19 protein-coding genes are annotated in these 16,083 nt (G+C 69.3%); 16 read left to right on the top strand and 3 right to left on the bottom strand.

Features of this window, described 5'->3' with window-relative positions; all coding sequences use genetic code 11:
* Positions 1-58: 58 nt before the first annotated feature.
* The 9 genes from purD (at position 59) to AB0J95_RS05795 (ending at position 7,522) form a co-directional block, all read left to right on the top strand.
* Entirely contained in the window at positions 59-1,324 is a 1,266-nt protein-coding gene (gene purD, locus AB0J95_RS05755) for a phosphoribosylamine--glycine ligase (RefSeq protein ID WP_364752776.1), read from the top strand.
* A gap of 114 nt (positions 1,325-1,438) precedes the next feature.
* Positions 1,439-1,843 carry a hypothetical protein gene (locus tag AB0J95_RS05760; protein ID WP_364752779.1) on the top strand — a complete coding sequence of 135 codons (405 nt, stop codon included), beginning with the start codon at positions 1,439-1,441 and terminating at the stop codon, positions 1,841-1,843.
* Complete coding sequence (locus tag AB0J95_RS05765; RefSeq protein WP_364752782.1) at positions 1,836-2,438, top strand: DUF3558 domain-containing protein; 603 nt, start codon at positions 1,836-1,838, stop codon at positions 2,436-2,438. Before AB0J95_RS05760 ends, AB0J95_RS05765 begins: the two co-directional genes overlap by 8 nt.
* A gap of 9 nt (positions 2,439-2,447) precedes the next feature.
* Positions 2,448-3,713 (top strand): hypothetical protein, encoded by a 1,266-nt coding sequence (locus AB0J95_RS05770; RefSeq protein ID WP_364752785.1) that lies wholly within the window; start codon positions 2,448-2,450, stop codon positions 3,711-3,713.
* Positions 3,710-4,471, top strand: coding sequence for an ESX secretion-associated protein EspG (locus AB0J95_RS05775; RefSeq protein WP_364752788.1), 762 nt, complete (start codon positions 3,710-3,712; stop codon positions 4,469-4,471). The genes AB0J95_RS05770 and AB0J95_RS05775 overlap by 4 nt, the downstream gene beginning before the upstream one ends.
* Before the next feature lie 79 nt (positions 4,472-4,550).
* Complete coding sequence (locus AB0J95_RS05780) at positions 4,551-4,847, top strand: hypothetical protein (protein ID WP_364752791.1); 297 nt, start codon at positions 4,551-4,553, stop codon at positions 4,845-4,847.
* 21 nt (positions 4,848-4,868) lie between these two features.
* Positions 4,869-6,017 carry a transglycosylase SLT domain-containing protein gene (locus tag AB0J95_RS05785; protein WP_364752794.1) on the top strand — a complete coding sequence of 383 codons (1,149 nt, stop codon included), beginning with the start codon at positions 4,869-4,871 and terminating at the stop codon, positions 6,015-6,017.
* 13 nt (positions 6,018-6,030) lie between these two features.
* The gene (locus tag AB0J95_RS05790; RefSeq protein WP_364752796.1) at positions 6,031-7,188 is read left to right on the top strand and encodes a pyridoxal phosphate-dependent aminotransferase; all 1,158 of its coding nucleotides are present in this window, start codon (positions 6,031-6,033) and stop codon (positions 7,186-7,188) included.
* 172 nt (positions 7,189-7,360) lie between these two features.
* Positions 7,361-7,522, top strand: coding sequence for a hypothetical protein (locus AB0J95_RS05795; protein ID WP_364752799.1), 162 nt, complete (start codon positions 7,361-7,363; stop codon positions 7,520-7,522).
* Here the strand turns inward: AB0J95_RS05795 and AB0J95_RS05800 are convergent.
* Together AB0J95_RS05800 and AB0J95_RS05805 are read right to left on the bottom strand one after the other, a co-directional pair.
* The gene (locus AB0J95_RS05800) at positions 7,517-8,101 is read right to left on the bottom strand and encodes an HAD-IA family hydrolase (RefSeq protein ID WP_364752801.1); all 585 of its coding nucleotides are present in this window, start codon (positions 8,099-8,101) and stop codon (positions 7,517-7,519) included. The genes AB0J95_RS05795 and AB0J95_RS05800 overlap by 6 nt on opposite strands.
* 1 nt (position 8,102) lies before the next feature.
* Positions 8,103-9,134 carry a GntG family PLP-dependent aldolase gene (locus AB0J95_RS05805; protein ID WP_364752804.1) on the bottom strand — a complete coding sequence of 344 codons (1,032 nt, stop codon included), beginning with the start codon at positions 9,132-9,134 and terminating at the stop codon, positions 8,103-8,105.
* Positions 9,135-9,254: 120 nt separating this feature from the next.
* Between AB0J95_RS05805 and AB0J95_RS05810 the strand changes: the two genes are divergently transcribed.
* From AB0J95_RS05810 to AB0J95_RS05840, 7 genes are all read left to right on the top strand, one after another.
* Positions 9,255-9,773, top strand: a complete 519-nt coding sequence (locus tag AB0J95_RS05810; protein ID WP_364752807.1) for a SigE family RNA polymerase sigma factor — start codon at positions 9,255-9,257, stop codon at positions 9,771-9,773.
* A 14-nt stretch (positions 9,774-9,787) separates the two neighbouring features.
* Entirely contained in the window at positions 9,788-10,555 is a 768-nt protein-coding gene (locus AB0J95_RS05815) for a hypothetical protein (protein WP_364752810.1), read from the top strand.
* 17 nt (positions 10,556-10,572) lie between these two features.
* Positions 10,573-11,145, top strand: coding sequence for a TetR family transcriptional regulator (locus AB0J95_RS05820; protein WP_364752813.1), 573 nt, complete (start codon positions 10,573-10,575; stop codon positions 11,143-11,145).
* Between the two features lie 61 nt (positions 11,146-11,206).
* Entirely contained in the window at positions 11,207-11,746 is a 540-nt protein-coding gene (locus tag AB0J95_RS05825) for a SigE family RNA polymerase sigma factor (RefSeq protein WP_364752816.1), read from the top strand.
* Positions 11,743-12,474, top strand: a complete 732-nt coding sequence (locus AB0J95_RS05830; RefSeq protein WP_364752818.1) for a hypothetical protein — start codon at positions 11,743-11,745, stop codon at positions 12,472-12,474. Before AB0J95_RS05825 ends, AB0J95_RS05830 begins: the two co-directional genes overlap by 4 nt.
* 19 nt (positions 12,475-12,493) lie before the next feature.
* The gene (gene purB, locus AB0J95_RS05835; RefSeq protein WP_364752821.1) at positions 12,494-13,939 is read left to right on the top strand and encodes an adenylosuccinate lyase; all 1,446 of its coding nucleotides are present in this window, start codon (positions 12,494-12,496) and stop codon (positions 13,937-13,939) included.
* Positions 13,940-13,991: 52 nt separating this feature from the next.
* Positions 13,992-14,810 (top strand): MOSC N-terminal beta barrel domain-containing protein, encoded by an 819-nt coding sequence (locus AB0J95_RS05840; RefSeq protein WP_364752823.1) that lies wholly within the window; start codon positions 13,992-13,994, stop codon positions 14,808-14,810.
* Here the strand turns inward: AB0J95_RS05840 and AB0J95_RS05845 are convergent.
* Positions 14,807-16,069 (bottom strand): M14 family metallopeptidase, encoded by a 1,263-nt coding sequence (locus AB0J95_RS05845; protein ID WP_364752825.1) that lies wholly within the window; start codon positions 16,067-16,069, stop codon positions 14,807-14,809. The genes AB0J95_RS05840 and AB0J95_RS05845 overlap by 4 nt on opposite strands.
* Positions 16,070-16,083 lie beyond the last annotated feature (14 nt).

Raw genomic sequence — 16,083 nt, forward strand, 5'->3', positions numbered from 1 at the left:
CCGCCTCGAAGGACCGGGTGATCCGGGCGGGGATCCGGGTGAACTACGCTCTTCGGTCGTGCGCGTCCTGGTCATCGGGTCTGGTGCCCGAGAGCATGCCCTCGCCCTCGCCTTGTCGCGGGACCCTTCGGTGGTCGCGCTGGCCTGCGCCCCGGGCAATGCGGGCATAGCCGCTGTCGCCGAGCTCTACGGTGTCGACTCCGCGGACCCGGCCGAGGTCACCGCGCTGGCCCAGCGCTGGCAGGCCGACCTGGTGGTGATCGGACCGGAGGTGCCGCTGGTCGCCGGGGTCGCCGACGCCGTGCGGGCCGCGGGGATCGCGTGCTTCGGGCCGTCTGCCAAGGCCGCCCGGATCGAGGGGTCGAAGGCGTTCGCCAAGGAGATCATGGCCGCGGCCGGGGTGCCCACCGCGACCAGCGAGATCGTCGACAACCCGGCGCGGCTGGACGCGGCTCTGGGCCGGTTCGGGCCGACCTACGTGGTGAAGGACGACGGCCTGGCCGCGGGCAAGGGTGTCGTGGTGACGTCCGACCTCGCCGCGGCCCGTGCGCACGCGATGACGTTGCTCGACGGCGGTCACCCGGTGCTGCTCGAGTCGTTCCTCGAGGGGCCCGAGGCGTCGCTGTTCTGCCTGGTCGACGGGCGCACGGTGGTGCCGTTGCTGCCCGCGCAGGATTTCAAACGTGTGGGTGACGGGGACAGCGGGCCGAACACGGGCGGTATGGGCGCTTACGCGCCGTTGCCGTGGGCGTCGCCCGATCTGGTGGAAACTATCGTCAAGACCATCGTCCAGCCCGTGGTGAACGAGATGGACGCGCAGGGCGTGCCGTTCTCGGGTCTGCTCTACGCCGGGTTGGCGCTGACGCCGTCGGGTCCGCAGGTCATCGAGTTCAACTGCCGGTTCGGCGACCCGGAGACCCAGGCGGTGCTCGCGCTGCTGCGCAGCCCGCTCGGCGTCGTGCTCAAGGCCGTGGCCACCGGGGACCTCGCGTCCCAGCCGCCGCTGGAGTGGGCCCCCGGGTCTGCGGTGACCGTTGTGGTGGCTGCGGAGGGTTACCCGGGCCGTCCACGGACGGGTGACGTTATCGCTGGTAGCGAGGCCGAGGGCGTGCTGCACGCCGGTACTCGCCGCCGCGACGACGGTGCTGTGGTGTCCATCGGCGGGCGCGTGCTGTCCGTCGTCGGCGTGGGCGCTGACCTGGAGGAAGCTCGCCAGGAGGCCTACCGCCGGGTGGAGAACCTGCACCTCGCCGGCTCCCACCACCGCACCGACATCGCGCTGCGTGCGTCCCGCGGCGAGGTCGCCGTCCCCGTCGCTCGCTGATTCGGGGGAACCTCCGGCCGCGTTCTTCCGTCAAACTTCCCGTAGGCCTCTGCCAGTCGTTGGTAGCCTGCAATGCGGGACCGGACGACTACGGAAACGTACGGGGGTGCGTGCATGAACGAGACGACCGGCTCTTTCGCCACCGGAGTGGGCGCCTTCGTCAACGAGGCCATCCAAGCCATCCCCACAGCCCCTCCCAACGCCACTCTCACGGTCAACCACGACAACGTCCTGGCCGCCGCCAAGATCATCCAAACCCAGATCGACGCCCTGGATGACATGCTTCGGAACAAGGCCCCGACCCTGGTCGTCGATGCCGCGGCGGACGATCCGGTGAGCCAGGACGCGGCTCGGGCCTGGAACTACCGGCTGGTGGGCGCGGACGACTCCTACGCCTCCCGGATCACCGAGTACGTGCTCAGCCTCAAGAAGCTGGTCGCCCAGCTCAAGGACAGCGCGAAGACCTATGGCTTCAACGAGCAGGACATCGCCGCGACCTTTGGGACGACCGTTGTCTAGGTTGGCGACCGCCGCCGTGGTGCTCGCAGGGCTCGCCTTGGCCGGATGCACCGAAACCAACGCCGGGGAGCCGGTGCCGGCCAGTTCGGCGCCCGCCGGCGGCGGAGCCGGGCCCGCGCCGAGCGTGAGCATCCCGCCGCGGCCCCGCGAGATCAAGCTGGACGGCGTTGATCCCTGCAAGCTGTTCACCAAGGCCCAGCTCGGTCAGATCAAGGTCACCCGGCAGCGCAACGGTGTGCAGACCGACGAGACCTTCAAGGGCGCGGCGCAGTGCCTGATGGACGGCAATGAAGGCCAGACCTTCTTCGACTACACCGTCTGGCTGGTGACTACCGAGGGCATGGAGCCGTGGCTGAGCGGCAAGCGGAATGCCGACGCCAAGTTGGTGTCCGTCGAGGGCTTCCCGGCCGCCAGCTACAAGATCCGCGGCACGACCACCTTCAACTGCTGGACCTCGGTGGGTGTCGCAAACGGGCAGCAGCTGACTGTCGAGTTCCGGCCGATCAACCGGGATGTGTTGAGCCAGAACCAGATGTGTGAGAAGAGCGAGCAAGCGGCGGGTCTCGCCATGCAGACTCTCCAGACTCTGAAGTGAGGACCTGTCATGTCCACTGAGCCCCGCATCGGCGACTACCGCTTCGATGGCTACTCGAACCAGGAACTCGCTCGCATGGTCGACCAGCTTCGGCAAGGGCCGGGTTCGGAGAGCATGAACCGGGCGGTGGATGCGCTCAAGAACATCGCGACCGCCCTCAAGCAGACTGATGACACCCTCCGCACCGAGCTGCAGAAGATCGGCGTGGAGTGGACCGGTGACTCCAGTGAGGATGCCGCGGTCGTCATGAGTGACTCCGCGCAGTACGGCGGGGAGGCGAACGGGACCATCAACGGGTCCGCGACTTCGGTCGGCAATCAGGGCAGTGACTTCTCGCGGACGTGTCATTCCGTCCCGGAGTCGAGCAAGTTGCGCGGCGCCGACCAGTACAACGTGATGGACACCCTGCTCTGCCACACCACGGACCACTCCAAGGAGGTCCAGCAGACCCGCGCGGCGCGGCAGCAGGCGGTGGACTCGATGAACGGGTACGCCGACGCCAGCAAGTCCAACCTGTCCGGCTACCAGCAGCTGCCCGTCCCGCCCGCGTTGAACCTCAACCCGCAGCCGATCCAGCACAACCCGATCGGCACCAGCATCGCCGGGTTCGGCGGGACCGAAGGGCCTTCCATCCCAGGTACTTCCGGTGGCGGCCCTGGGTTCTCGCAGGTCAACGTCCCTGGTGGTGGCGGCCCCGCGGTGCAGTTCGACCCGATCACCGGCCAGCCCATCACCGGGGGCCAGCCGATCACCGGCGGACAGCCTGGGTTGCCCGGTGGACCCACGACAGGTGGGCAGCCGGGGGTTCCTGGGGTGCCCGGGAAGGTGACGGGGATCGGGCCGATGCCCGCGCCGCCGCTCAGTGGCCCGGCGCCCATTCCCGCTCCGCCGCCGTTCCGGCCGTCGCTGGCCGGGCTCGACACGGCGATCGTCGGGATGGCTGGTGGGGCTGGGGGTGGCGCTGCGGTGGGGGCGACCGCGGAGAAGGACCGGATCGTGCGCGGCGGTGGGACCGGGCGGGTCAGCCCGCCCGCGGGGTCGCGGGGCGCGCAGGCCATCGGTGGGTCGCCCAGTGAGGAGGCCGCCGCGCGTGCGGCCGAACGGGTCGGCGCGAAGGGCAAGCCGGGGTCGTCGCTCATGCAGCCCGCCGCGGGCACCGCGCAGGGCGAAGAGGACGATGAGCACGTGCGCAAGTACGGGATCGCGGCCGAGGATGTGTTCGCCGACGACCGGATGGTCATCCCGTCCGTCCTGGGCGAAGACGACGACGAGTGAGCAGCGTCGTCCTCTCCGCGCTGGAGTTCGACGTCATCTGGGAAAGTGAGCGGCTGCCCCAGCGGCACGTGGCTTTGGACGTGCCCAGCCCCGGCAAGACGCACACCGAACGGGCCGCGCTCGTCCGGCAGACGTGGGCGGAGCTGGAGGCCCGCGGTCTGGCGAACGGCGGCCGGGTGCTCGGCGAACTCGCCGACCGGCTCCAGGTGCTGGCGCACCCGGATGTCAGCGTCGATGGGTGGGTGTGGGCCGGGCGCGAGGTGAAGGTGTTCGCCGCGCGGACCGGGCGGATGGCGCAGCTCGCCGTGATCGACGAAGGGAAAGTGTGGCTGATCCCGTCGCGGGACACCGCGCTCGCCGAATCGGCGGTCTCGGTGGCCGGGGAAATGGGGCCCGGACCTGGCCGGTCGGTGAGCCTGCCGAATGACCTGGTCGCCGCGGCGGACGACCGGTCGAAAGGCGATACCCGCGCTTTCATCACCACTCTGCAGGACAAAGGCGTGGCGTTGAAAGACGCCCAGTCGATGACCGCGATGCTGGCCGGGATCACCACCCGCGGCCAGTTCGGCGCCGAACGCAGGCACCGTGACCAGCGGATTGTCCGTGCTGACCGGGTTGTCGCGTTTCACGACACCGAGCAGGGCCGTTACCTGGATCTGGTCCGGCCGAGCACCGACGGCCGTTTGTGGTGCACCGTCACCCCGGCCGACAACCACCGCATTGCCTCTTGCGTGTGGGAATTGCTCGAAGAGATCTAGTGACCGCGCGAACCGTTCTAGAGTGACGGGGAACCGCGGCGGCCTTCGAGCCGTCAGATCGGTGCCGAAGGGTGGGGACGTGGCCGACTACAACATTGACGCGATCAACAACTGCATGACGACCGTGCAGAACTTCAAGCCGAAGTTCGGCGAGATCGCGGACTCGTTCCACAACGTGCACGGCGACGCGTCCGCCTACGGCACACTGCCCAGCTCCACGGCCGTTTCCAGTGCCGTCGACGAGCTGAACACGCTGATGTCCGGCCAGTTCGACAAAGCCGAGCAGCTCCTCGACGGGATCGCGCGGGCGCTGGACGCGGTGGTGCAGAGCGTGTCGCACAACGAGACGAACATCGCCAAGTCCATGGCGGTCTAGACAGAACTGGGGAGACGAGAAGTGGGCAGCGCTGCGGAGACGGTGGCCGGCTACCCCGGGGGCGACGCGGTGCTCGCCGCGGCAAACAAGGTCGAGCACGCCAACTCCGGCGCCATCAAGGAGGCCGCCGACCGGCTGACCAAGGCCGGCACCGGGATGGGCACCAACGGCAAGGGCGTGGCCGACGCGGTCAAGACCCTGGACGACGCCTGGCAGGGCGCCTCCGCTGACCAGTTCGTGTCCTACATGTCCCGGTTCGCCAACGCGGGCACGGCGACCGCCGAGTCAATGACCAAGGCGGGCGGCGCGCTGGGCAAGGTCGCCACCGCCATCGACGAGGCCAAGTCGTTCGTTTCCACCCGCTGCGAGGGCGTGATCGGCGAGGTCAACCGGTTCCGCCAGCAGAACCCGGACGCCACCCCCGAGCAGTTCGACGCGGCGGTCCGGCCGATCTGCCAGGCCGCGGCCACCGACATCGAGAACAAGCTCAAGGAGACCGAGAGCGTCCTGAGCGGCGCCGCGAGCGAGATCAAGGCCGCCGCCAACCTCAGCACCCGTTTCACCGACATCCCCGACCCCGGCACGCAGCCCTACGTCCCGCAGCACGGCAACGTCGCGGGCTGGGACCGCACACCGTTGCAGCAACAGGACTCCACCACGAACACCGCGGCCGCGACCCCGGCGGCGAACCATGCCGCCGCCGGTTCAGGGAGTGGTGGTGGCGGTGGCGGGCACACGAGCAGCGGCGGCGGCAGCGGCAGTTTCCACGGCAGCCTCGGCTCCAGCGGCGGCCCGCCCGCCGGCCCGGTGCCCGGCAACGTGCAGGACTGGATCAAGCAGGCGCTGGAGATCCTGCGCGCCAACGGCATCAACGTCAGCGAAGCGGACGTGCCGAAGATCTGGGCGATCATCCAGCACGAGTCCGGCGGAAACCCGCACGCCATCAACAACTGGGACTCCAACGCCGCGAAGGGAACACCGTCGAAGGGGTTGATGCAGTGTATCGACCCGACGTTCAACAGTTACAAGATCGCTGGGCACAACGACATCTGGAACCCGGTCGACAACATCTGCGCGGGTGTCAACTACGCGATCTCGCGGTACGGGAGCCTGGACAACGTGCCGGGGATCAAGGCGATGGCGGGCGGAGGCGCGTACCGCGGCTACTAACTAGTGTGGCCGCATGGATCCTTTGACTGTTGCCGCGCGGGCCGCGGTGCCGCCGTTCTATGTGATGGACGTTCTCGAGGCGGCCAACGCCCGGCAGCGCGCCCGCGGCGACGTCATCTCGCTGGCAGCAGGCCAACCGTCCGCGTCGGCGGCCGCGCCGGTGCTGGAAGCCGCGCAAAAAGCCTTGCACGGCAACAAACTGGGCTACACCGAACAGCTGGGCATCCCGGAGCTGCGGGAAGCCATCGCGGGTCACTACGAGCGGATGTACTCGCTCGAGGTCGCACCGCAGGATGTCGTGGTGACAACGGGATCCTCCGGAGGTTTCCTGCTGTCATTCCTGGCGGCGTTCGATGCGGGTGACCGCGTCGCGCTCGCTCGTCCCGGTTACCCCGCCTACCGCAACATTCTCGCGGCGCTGGGCTGTGAGATCGTCGAACTTCCTTGTGACGCAACAACAAGGTTCCAGCCGACGGTGGAAATGCTGGAAGCCGCAGGGCCTTTGAAGGGTGTTGTGGTCGCGAGTCCCGCCAACCCAACGGGAACGGTGCTCGCCGCGCCGGAACTCGCCGCGATCTCCGGGTGGTGCGTGGAGAACGGCGTGCAGCTCATCAGCGACGAGATCTACCACGGCATCGACTACAGCGGCCAAACCGCGTGCTCGTGGCAGTTCGGCCGGGAATCCGTTGTGGTGAACTCGTTCTCGAAGTACTTCGCCATGACCGGCTGGCGGCTGGGCTGGCTGCTGGTGCCGCAACGCCTGCACCGGGCGGTGGAGTGCCTGATCGGCAACTTCAACATCTGCGCCCCCGCGATCGCCCAGCACGCCGCCGTCGCGAACTTCACCGAAGAGGCCTACAAGGAGCTGGACCAGCACGTCGACAGCTACCGCACCAACCGCGACCTGCTGCTCACCGGCCTGCCCGAGCTGGGCATCACCGAACTGGCCCCCGCCGACGGCGCCTTCTACATCTACGCCGACGTCCGGCACCTCACGCACGACACCATGAGCTGGTGCCAGCGGCTGCTCGCCGAGACCGGTCTGGCCCTGGTGCCCGGCATCGACTTCGACCCGGTGGACGGCCGCAAGTTCATCCGGCTGTCGTTCGCCGGATCCCGCGCCGAGATCGAGGAGGGCCTGCACCGGCTCGGCGGCTGGCTCCCGGCGTGATCCCGGGGCCGTGACCTGGGCGACACCGCCCCGGCCGACCCTGAGCCGCAATATCCGGGGGTTTCCCGATAGTCGGGCGCACCCACCGCTGGTTCACTTGGTGGTGTGGGAACCGGCGGTGGGCGCGGATCGTTCACCTCTTGAGAGTTCCGCAGGGACCGGGAGGCTCTAGATGTTGGTGCGGATCATCGGCGCGATCGTCGTGATGTGGCTCGCGTTCATGCTGATCGGCTGGATTTTCGCGGCCTTCAAGTGGTTGCTGATCATCGCCGCCGTCGGCACTGTTGGCGCCATCGCCTATGGGGCGATCAAGCGGCGCCAGATCAACTCATAACACCCCGATCTCGGTCAGGTACCGGCGCGCGTCGGCGGCCGAGGTCCACAGATGCGCTTTCAAACCGAACAATGTGGCACCGTCGATGTTCTCCTGACGGTCGTCGAGGAACACACAGTCGCCCACGGACGCTCCCAGGCGCGCGACCAAGGCCTCCCAGATCTCCGTGTCCGGCTTGACCACACCGAGATCCCCTGAGAACAACAGCTGCGAGAACTGCCGGGTCCATGGCTGGCCCTCTGCGGCGCGCCCGAACGATGACGGCGCGTTGGACAGCAGGGCCAGCCGGGCGCCCGCCGCGACGATCTCGCCCAGCAGCTCCACAGTGGACGGGTCCACCTCCAGCCAGCCGCTGACATCGGTCTTGGTCAGCTGGCCGGCCAGGGTCTCGTCCACATCCAGACCCGCCACCAGGCGCCAGTAGTCCAGATCGGGCAGGCCGGCGTCGTAGTCCCGCCGGTGCCGCCAGTACGCGTCCGTGAAAGCGCCCAGGTCCGCCCCGGCCAGGGCGGCGAGGTCCGGCAGCGCGCGGGTGCGCCTGCTGATCACCTCGCCGTAGTCGAACACGATCCAGCGCATGTCACTCCTTTGCCAGTCGTCGCAACGTTTCCGCGATGTCGTCAGCGCTGACGTCCCGGTGGGTGACGAACCGGATCCGGCCGGACATCGGCACGGCCAGGATCCCGATCCGCTGCAACTGCGCGAGGGCGTGCTCGACGTCCGGCACGGCCGCGATCACGATGTTGGTCTGCGGCGGCGTGACCTCCCAGCCCAGCTCGACGAGCCCGTTGGCCAGCGTGCGAGCGTTCTCGTGGTCGGCGGCGAGCTCGGGAAGGCGTTCCAGGGCGACCAGACCGGCGGCGGCGAGAATCCCGCCCTGCCGCACCCCGCCGCCGAGCATCTTGCGCACCCGCCGGGCCTCCTCGACGAACGACGCCGTGCCGGCCACGACCGAGCCCACCGGCGCCCCGAGCCCCTTGCTCAGACACACCTGCACGGAGTCGGCGCCCACAGTCAGCGCAGCGGGTGGCAACTCCAGCGCGACGGACGCGTTCCACAACCGGGCCCCGTCGAGGTGCACGGCCAGCCCCGCCTCGCGAGCAGTGGCGACGAGCTGGGCATGCCGGTCCGGCGGCGTCACCGTCCCGCCCGACGCGTTGTGCGTGTTCTCCAGGCACAACAGCGTCGTCCGCAGCCCGTGGTAGGGCACCGCGCCGCCGATCGAGGCCCGCAGCGCCTCCACGGAGAACTGACCGGGGGAAAGGTCCCAGGCGAGCGGCTCCGGCATGCCGCCGGCCAGCCACGCCGCCGAGCCCAGCTCGTTCACGATCACGTGCGCGCCCACCGCGGCCAGGAACCGGTCACCGCGGCGCAGGTGCAGCATCAGCGCGATCTGGTTGCCCATCGTCCCGCTCGGCACCCACAACGCGGCCTCGACGCCCAGCAGTTCGGCCACCTGCTCCTCGAGTCTGAGCATCGTGGGGTCGTGGTCCAGCACGTCGTCGCCGACCACGGCCGTGGCCATGGCCGTCCGCATACGCTGGTCGGGAGTGGTGACGGTGTCCGAGCGCAGGTCGATGATCGGCGAGGTCACGACCCGATCACACCACATGAGGCCGCCCCGGGGCCAAGGCGGAGCGGAGTGTGGCGTAGAACTCAACGCGACATCATGCAACCGTGTCGGTGACGGGGTCCGTCCCTTATCCGAAGACGACGAGCGGAGAGAGTCCGCGTGGACCAACGCGACGAGCAGGAGTTCGCGGAGTACTTCGAGGCCCGGCTGGATGCCGTGCGCCGGACCGCGTTCCTGTTGTGTGGCGACTGGCACCGCGCGGACGACCTGGCCCAGACCGCGTTCGTCGCGTTGCACCGGCGGTGGCGCAAGGTGCGGGACCGCGGGGCGTTGGACGCCTACGTCCGCCGGACGGTGGTGCGCGCGATGATCGACGAGTCGCGCCGGCCGTGGCGGCGGGAACGGTACGTCGAGGAGATGCCCGAGCCGCCGCAGTCCGGCGCGGAGGTCGGCGACACGGTCGCGACCAGGACGGCTCTGGTCGACGGCCTGAAACGGGTGCCGCCGCGGCAACGGGCGGTGCTCGTGCTGAGGTTCCTGGAGGGCCTGGACGTCTCGGCCACCGCCGAGGCGCTCAAGTGCTCCGAGGGGACGGTGAAGAGCCAGACCGCGCGCGGCCTGGCGGCCCTGCGCGAGGCGCTGGGCGACACGTTGGACGATCTGCGGCCGGCGTCGTGAGGAGGTGGACACAGGTGGACGAGAAGAAGCTGGGTGAGCTGTTCAAGGACGCGGTGCGGGACACGCCACCGGCCACCTTCGGCACGGGCGAGGTACGCAGGGCGTCGGAACGCGCGTCCGCGCGTCACCGGCAGAACGTTGTTGTCGGTTCTGTGCTCGCGGTGGTCCTCCTGGGTGGTGGCGGGATCACCGCTGTCGCCCTAACGGGTGGAACTTCTAACTCGAACGCGGCTGTGAGCGCCTCCAGCGGCAGCGCGGATACCGCCAACAGTGGCACTATGAAAGGCGAAGCCGGAGCGGCGGCTCCCCGGGTGGAGACCCCGTCGCTGGCGGCCCCGTACGACCAGCCGGTGCCCTCTAAGCAGGGAGATGGCCCGGCTGGAGGTGCTGGTTCGCCCAGCACCCGCACCCCTAGTGGTGGGTGCGAAACGGCGGACCGGGAGCTCGCTGCTGCCCTCGCGAGCGAGCTCCCGGCCGCCCCCAACGCCAAGGACGCGGTGAAGGTGCCGTTCGGCTGCCCGCCGCGCAGCCGCGGCGCGGCGTTCAAGGTCACCGATGGCGCCCGGTCGGGCACGGTCTCGCTGGTCGTCATCCCGCCGGGGGTGTCGGCCGGGTTCGCCCCGCTCGGTATCGAGGTCCCTGGCACGCAGGACTTCTCCTCGACCGGCGCCACCAGCGGCGCGACCGTGTACCTGGTCAGCCAGCCGACGCCGGAGCTGGCCGAGGCGCCGTTCCTCGAGTCCGGCAGCCAGATGGTGGCGAGATTGGCCCAGAAGTTCTGACCTACGCTGGTCACACCATGACCACAGCGAGTACACCCAAGGGTGAGCGCCGCCGCCAGGCCCTGATCGAGGCGGGTGCGCAGCTGCTGGCCGAGGGCGGGTTCGACGCGATCCGGCACCGGGCGGTGGCCGAGCGCGCCGGCCTGCCGCTGGCCTCCACCACGTATTACTTCGACTCGCTGGACGAGCTGATCACCGCGTCGGTCGAGCACCACGCCCGGATCGAGCTGGCCCGCGGCTGGGCGCAGCTGCGGGCGATGACCGACCCGGGTCCGCAGACCCTGATCGAGATGGTGCTGGACCAGCTGCTCGGCGACGAACCGGAGTCCGAGGCGGTGCTGCTGCGCTACGAGCGGCTGGTCGCCACCGGGCGCCGGCCCTACCTGCGGCCGCTGATGCAGATCCTCTCCGGCGAGATGTACGACCTGCTCGCCGAGATGTTCGCCAAGGGCGGCCTGCCGGTGGACCGCGAGCGCCTGGAGCAGATCGTGCACCTGGTCGACGGGGCCGTGCTGAACGCGATCATCGAGATCCACTCGGATCCCCGCGCGACCGCCCGCCGGATGCTCAAGGCCACTCTCCAGCTTTAGCTTGTCAACCTTTGCGTGGCCCCAACCGTGAGGAAGTAAGGGAGACGCGAAGGGAGCGGGAGTGCGCAAGTCCGACGAGGAGCGGTTTCGTGCCTTCGCCGGTGACCAGGCCAAGGCGCTGCGCCGGTGCGCCTACCTGTTCTGCGGCGACTGGCACCTCGCGGAGGACCTCACCCAGACCACCCTGATCAAGATCTACCGGGCCTGGCCGACCGTGCAGAAGACCGACAGCATGCAGAACTACGCCCGCAAGGTGCTGCTCAACGCGTGGCTGGACGAGAAGCGGCGGCCGTGGCGGCGCACCGAGCTGCGGGTGGCCGCGCCGCCGGACTTCGCCGACGCGGGCGCCGATCCCGAGCTGGCGCAGGCCCGGTCGTGGGCCAAGGACATGACCCACCGCGCGCTCCTGGAGCTGCCGCCCAGACAGCGGGCGGCGCTGGTGCTGCGCTACTTCGACGACCTGTCGGTCGCCGAGACCGCCGCGGTGCTGGGCTGCTCCGAGGGGACCGTGAAGAGCCAGACCGCGCGGGGGCTGGAGACATTGCGCCTGGTGGTCGACAACCTGACGGCCGGCAGGCCGGCGAGGAGGGTGGTGTCGTGAGCGAGCAGGAACTGCGTGAGGGCCTGCGGTCCGCGGTCGAGGACGAGCCACCGATGCGGGTCGACCTGGACGAGATCGTCAGCATGGCCGAACGGCTGGTCCGTCGGCGGCGCGCGCTGGTCGCCGTCGGGGTTGGCACCGCGGCCGTGACGCTTGCCGCGGTGACCGTGCCGGTCGTCCTCGGCATAGCCCGGGGTGAACCCGCGGAGCTGACCGTCGCGGCCCCGCCGGCCGCGACATCCACGCAGCCAACGGGCAGCGTGGAGCAACTCACCCAGCGCGGGAAGGACATGCAGTCGTACCTCACGACCCGGTTCCCCGCGATGGTCCCGGGGGTGACGCAGATCGATGTGCGGCCGTTCGGTGGCGAGGCCGAGGGGCAGATCTTCGCCGGCCAGAAGTACCTGAGCGGGACCGTCCGGTACGTCATGCACGGCACCAAGACCGGGGTCATCGTGGAGATCCACGCCGCCGACGACCCGGCCAAGGTCAGCAAGGACTGCCCCGGCTGCGACGTCCGGATACAACCCGACCAGAGCACGGTCGTCCTGGAGACCCTCCAGTCCGCGGACATGATCATCGCCAAGCACTTCCGGCGGGACGGCTCGGTCGTGACCGTGAACACCTACGGCCACGACCCGGCGGGCGAGCCGGCTCCGGGGTCTGCGGCCAAGCTCACCCTGGATCAGCTGGTCAGCCTGGCCACCGACCCGGAGCTGCACCTGTGATGGCCTACGCTGTGTGAACGTGAGTGAAAAGCCGCGCATCCCGAACGTGCTCGCCGGCCGCTACGCCTCGGTGGAGCTGGTCCAGCTGTGGTCCCCGGAGCACAAGGTCGTCCTCGAGCGGGAGCTGTGGCTCGCCGTGCTCAAGGCCCAGGCCGAGCTGGGCGTGTCGTTCGGCGGCGCGGACCCGGACGCGGTCATCGCCGACTACTCGCGCGTGCTCGACCAGGTCGACCTGGCCTCGATCGCCGCACGCGAGCGGGTGACCAGGCACGACGTCAAGGCGCGGATCGAGGAGTTCAACGCGCTGGCCGGGCACGAGCACGTGCACAAGGGCATGACCTCGCGCGACCTCACCGAGAACGTCGAGCAGCTGCAGATCCGGCGTTCGCTGGAGCTGCTCGCGTCCCGCACGCTCGCGGTGCTGGCCAGGCTGGCCCGGCTGGCCACCGAGCACTCCGACCTGGTGATGGCCGGCCGCTCGCACAACGTCGCCGCGCAGGCCACGACCCTCGGCAAGCGGTTCGCCTCGGGCGCGGACGAGCTGCTGATCGCGTTCGAGCGGCTGAGTGACCTGATCGGGCGATACCCGTTGCGCGGCATCAAGGGCCCGGTCGGCACCGCTCAGGACATGCTGGACCTGTTGGGCGGCAACGAGTCCACTTTGGACTCACTCGAGCTGAAGGTGGCCTCCCACCTCGGTTTCGAGCGGGTGCTGACGAGCGTCGGCCAGGTGTACCCGCGGTCGCTCGACTTCGACGTCGTGTCCACTTTGGTCCAGCTGGCCGGGGCGCCGGGCAGCCTGGCCAAGACGATCCGGCTGATGGCCGGGCACGAGCTGGTCACCGAGGGGTTCAAGCCGGGCCAGGTCGGCTCGTCCGCCATGCCGCACAAGATGAACACCCGCTCGTGCGAGCGGGTCAACGGCCTCGCGGTGATCCTGCGCGGATACCTGTCGATGGTCGGCGAGCTGTCCGGCGACCAGTGGAACGAGGGCGACGTGTCCTGTTCCGTGGTCCGCCGCGTCGCCCTCCCGGACGCGTTCTTCGCCCTGGACGGCCTGTTCCAGACGTTCCTCACAGTGCTCGACGAGTTCGGCGCGTACCCGGCCGTCATCGCCCGCGAGCTGGACCGGTACCTCCCGTTCCTGGCTACTACCAAGGTCCTCATGGCCGCCGTTCAAGCCGGAGTCGGTCGCGAGACCGCGCACGAGGCCATCAAGGAGAACGCCGTCGCCGTGGCGCTGGCCATGCGTGAGCAGGGCATCGCCGACAACGACCTGCTCGACCGGCTCGCCGCCGACTCCCGGATCCCGCTGGACCGGCCCCAGCTGGACACGCTGCTCGCCGACCGCCTCTCGTTCACCGGCGTCGCCGACAGCCAGATCCGGGCCGTCGTCAAGCGCGTCGAAGAGGTCCTCGAGAACTACCCCGAGGCCGCCGGCTACGTCCCCGCGCCCATTTTGTAGCCGCTGGTGAAACTCGGGGGCGTCCTCCGCGCGCGTGCTTTAGCTTTGGGGTATGCGCGCTGAGGTGGTTGAGCTGGTCAGATATCCGATCAAGGGGTGTGCGGGCGAGTCGTTGCCGCGGTCAGGGGCCGGGCCGATGGGGCTCGACGGCGACCGGCTGTTCATGGTCGTCGACGCCACCGGCAAGTTCATCACCCAGCGGACGCACGAGCAGATGGCGGTCATCCGGCCGCGGCTGGGCGAGACGACGCTCGGGTTGTCCGCTCCCGGGATGCCCGACGCGGAGTTCGACATCGTCCTGGACGGCGAACGTGTCGAGGTCCTGCTGTTCACCTGGACCGGGAAGGCCGTGCACCAGGGCGCCGGGCCGGCGGAGTGGTTCTCGCAGTACATGGGCGAGGAGTGCCGGCTGGTGCGGATCACGCCCGGCCACGAGCGGCGATCCAACGGCCTCACCCGGGGGTATGCGGGGTTCGCCGACGCGCACGCCCTGCACGTGACGAGCATGTCGTCGCTGGACAATCTGAATGCGCTCATCCTGCAGTCGGGTGGGCTGGACGCGTTGCCGATGAACAGGTTCCGGCCGAACATCGTGCTGTCCGGGTGGCCCGAGCCGCACACCGAGGACCGCGTGCGGCGGATGACCATCGGCGGGATCGAGGCGGGCTGGGAGAAACGCGCGGTCCGGTGCGTGGTGCCGACCGTCGACCAGGCGACCGGCAGGCGCGCCGGGCACGAGCCGACCAAGACACTCGCCCGCTACCGGCGGGAACCCGAGGGCGGGGTCTCGTTCGGCACCAAGTTCGCTGTGGTGACAGCGGGCCAGGTGGCCGTCGGAGACCCCGCCGACGTCATCGAGTGGGAGGACTAGCAGGTGCCGCCGATCACGCGCGGCACACAGTCGGCGTAACTCAGGAACAACGCGACCGCGCTGTCGTTGCGCTGCGTCTCCCTCGGGATCACCTCATCGGGCGGGTAGAAACCGCTGGTTCCGCCCGAACGTGGGTACATCTCGAAGGTGTAGCTCCAGATCTTGTGCACGCCCCAGAGCCAGTCGTTGATCGTGCCATCCGTGATGTACAGGTCGGACGCCTGCTCGGGGGTGTAGCTGTTGGTCTGGGCCATCTGCTGGCCCAGCGTCCGGAACGCACGCTCTTCGGTCGCGTTCAGGCCCGGACCGGTGTTGGCCGTGGTGTATCCGTACGGCCACAGGATCAGCTCGCTGAAGGTGTGGAAGTCGATGTTCGCCTTGATCTGCTGCACACCGCCGACCACCCGGGAGTTGACGAAGTCACGCACCCGCTGCGTCTCGGGCGCCGAGAACGCCGACGGCCCACGGTAGGTCTCGCTGGTCGTCGAGCCGCTGGAGCCGCCGCAGCAACCCCAGTTGTAGCCGAAGTTGCGGTTCAGGTCGGTGCCGTTGCCCTGCCGGTTCTTGCGCCACGCACGGTAGCTGCCGGTGGCGATGTCGTACTCCGAGCCGTCCGGGTTCACGCTCGTCACGATCCAGATCTCCCGCGTGTTCACCATGGTGGTGATGGCGGTGTCCGTGCCGTACAGGTCGGTGTACCGGTTGGCGATCCGCAGGCACATCTCCGGGGTGAGGTGCTCGCGGGCGTGCTGCTGGCAGGTGAACAGCACCTCGGGCTCGGACTCGTCGGTGGCCACGTTGTCGCTGATCTTCAGCAGCCACAGGTCGCGGTTCTGGAAGCTCTTGCCGATCGAGGACAGCCGCGCGATCGTCGGGTGGTCGGCGGCGATCTTCTGCAGCTCGGCGGTCTGCTCGGCGTAGTTGTGGTAGTTGGAGTCGGCAGGCGGGAAGTCCAGCGGCTGGGCGAGCTGCTCCAGCTTGTACCCGGCCTTGCGCAGTGCGGCGGCCTGCTTCGGGGTGGCCGCGAAGGTGAGCGTGCCGCTGTCGACGCCGTAGATGTCCACGTCGAAGCGGCTGATCGCGGTGCGTGACTGGGAAGTGGTGCCACGCACAACATAAGTGGCGGTGCCGGTCTGCTGACTGTCCGACACACTGGCCGTGCTCTGGTCCGGCTGCGCCTGCGCGACTACGGGCAAGGGCAGCATGGCGGAGGCGACGAGCACCGCCGCGGCCAGCAAGCCGCGACGACGAGAGGACATAGTGGTCCCTCCAT

The sequence above is a fragment of the Actinocrispum sp. NPDC049592 genome (genome assembly GCF_040675465.1).
Lineage (GTDB): Bacteria > Actinomycetota > Actinomycetes > Mycobacteriales > Pseudonocardiaceae > Kibdelosporangium.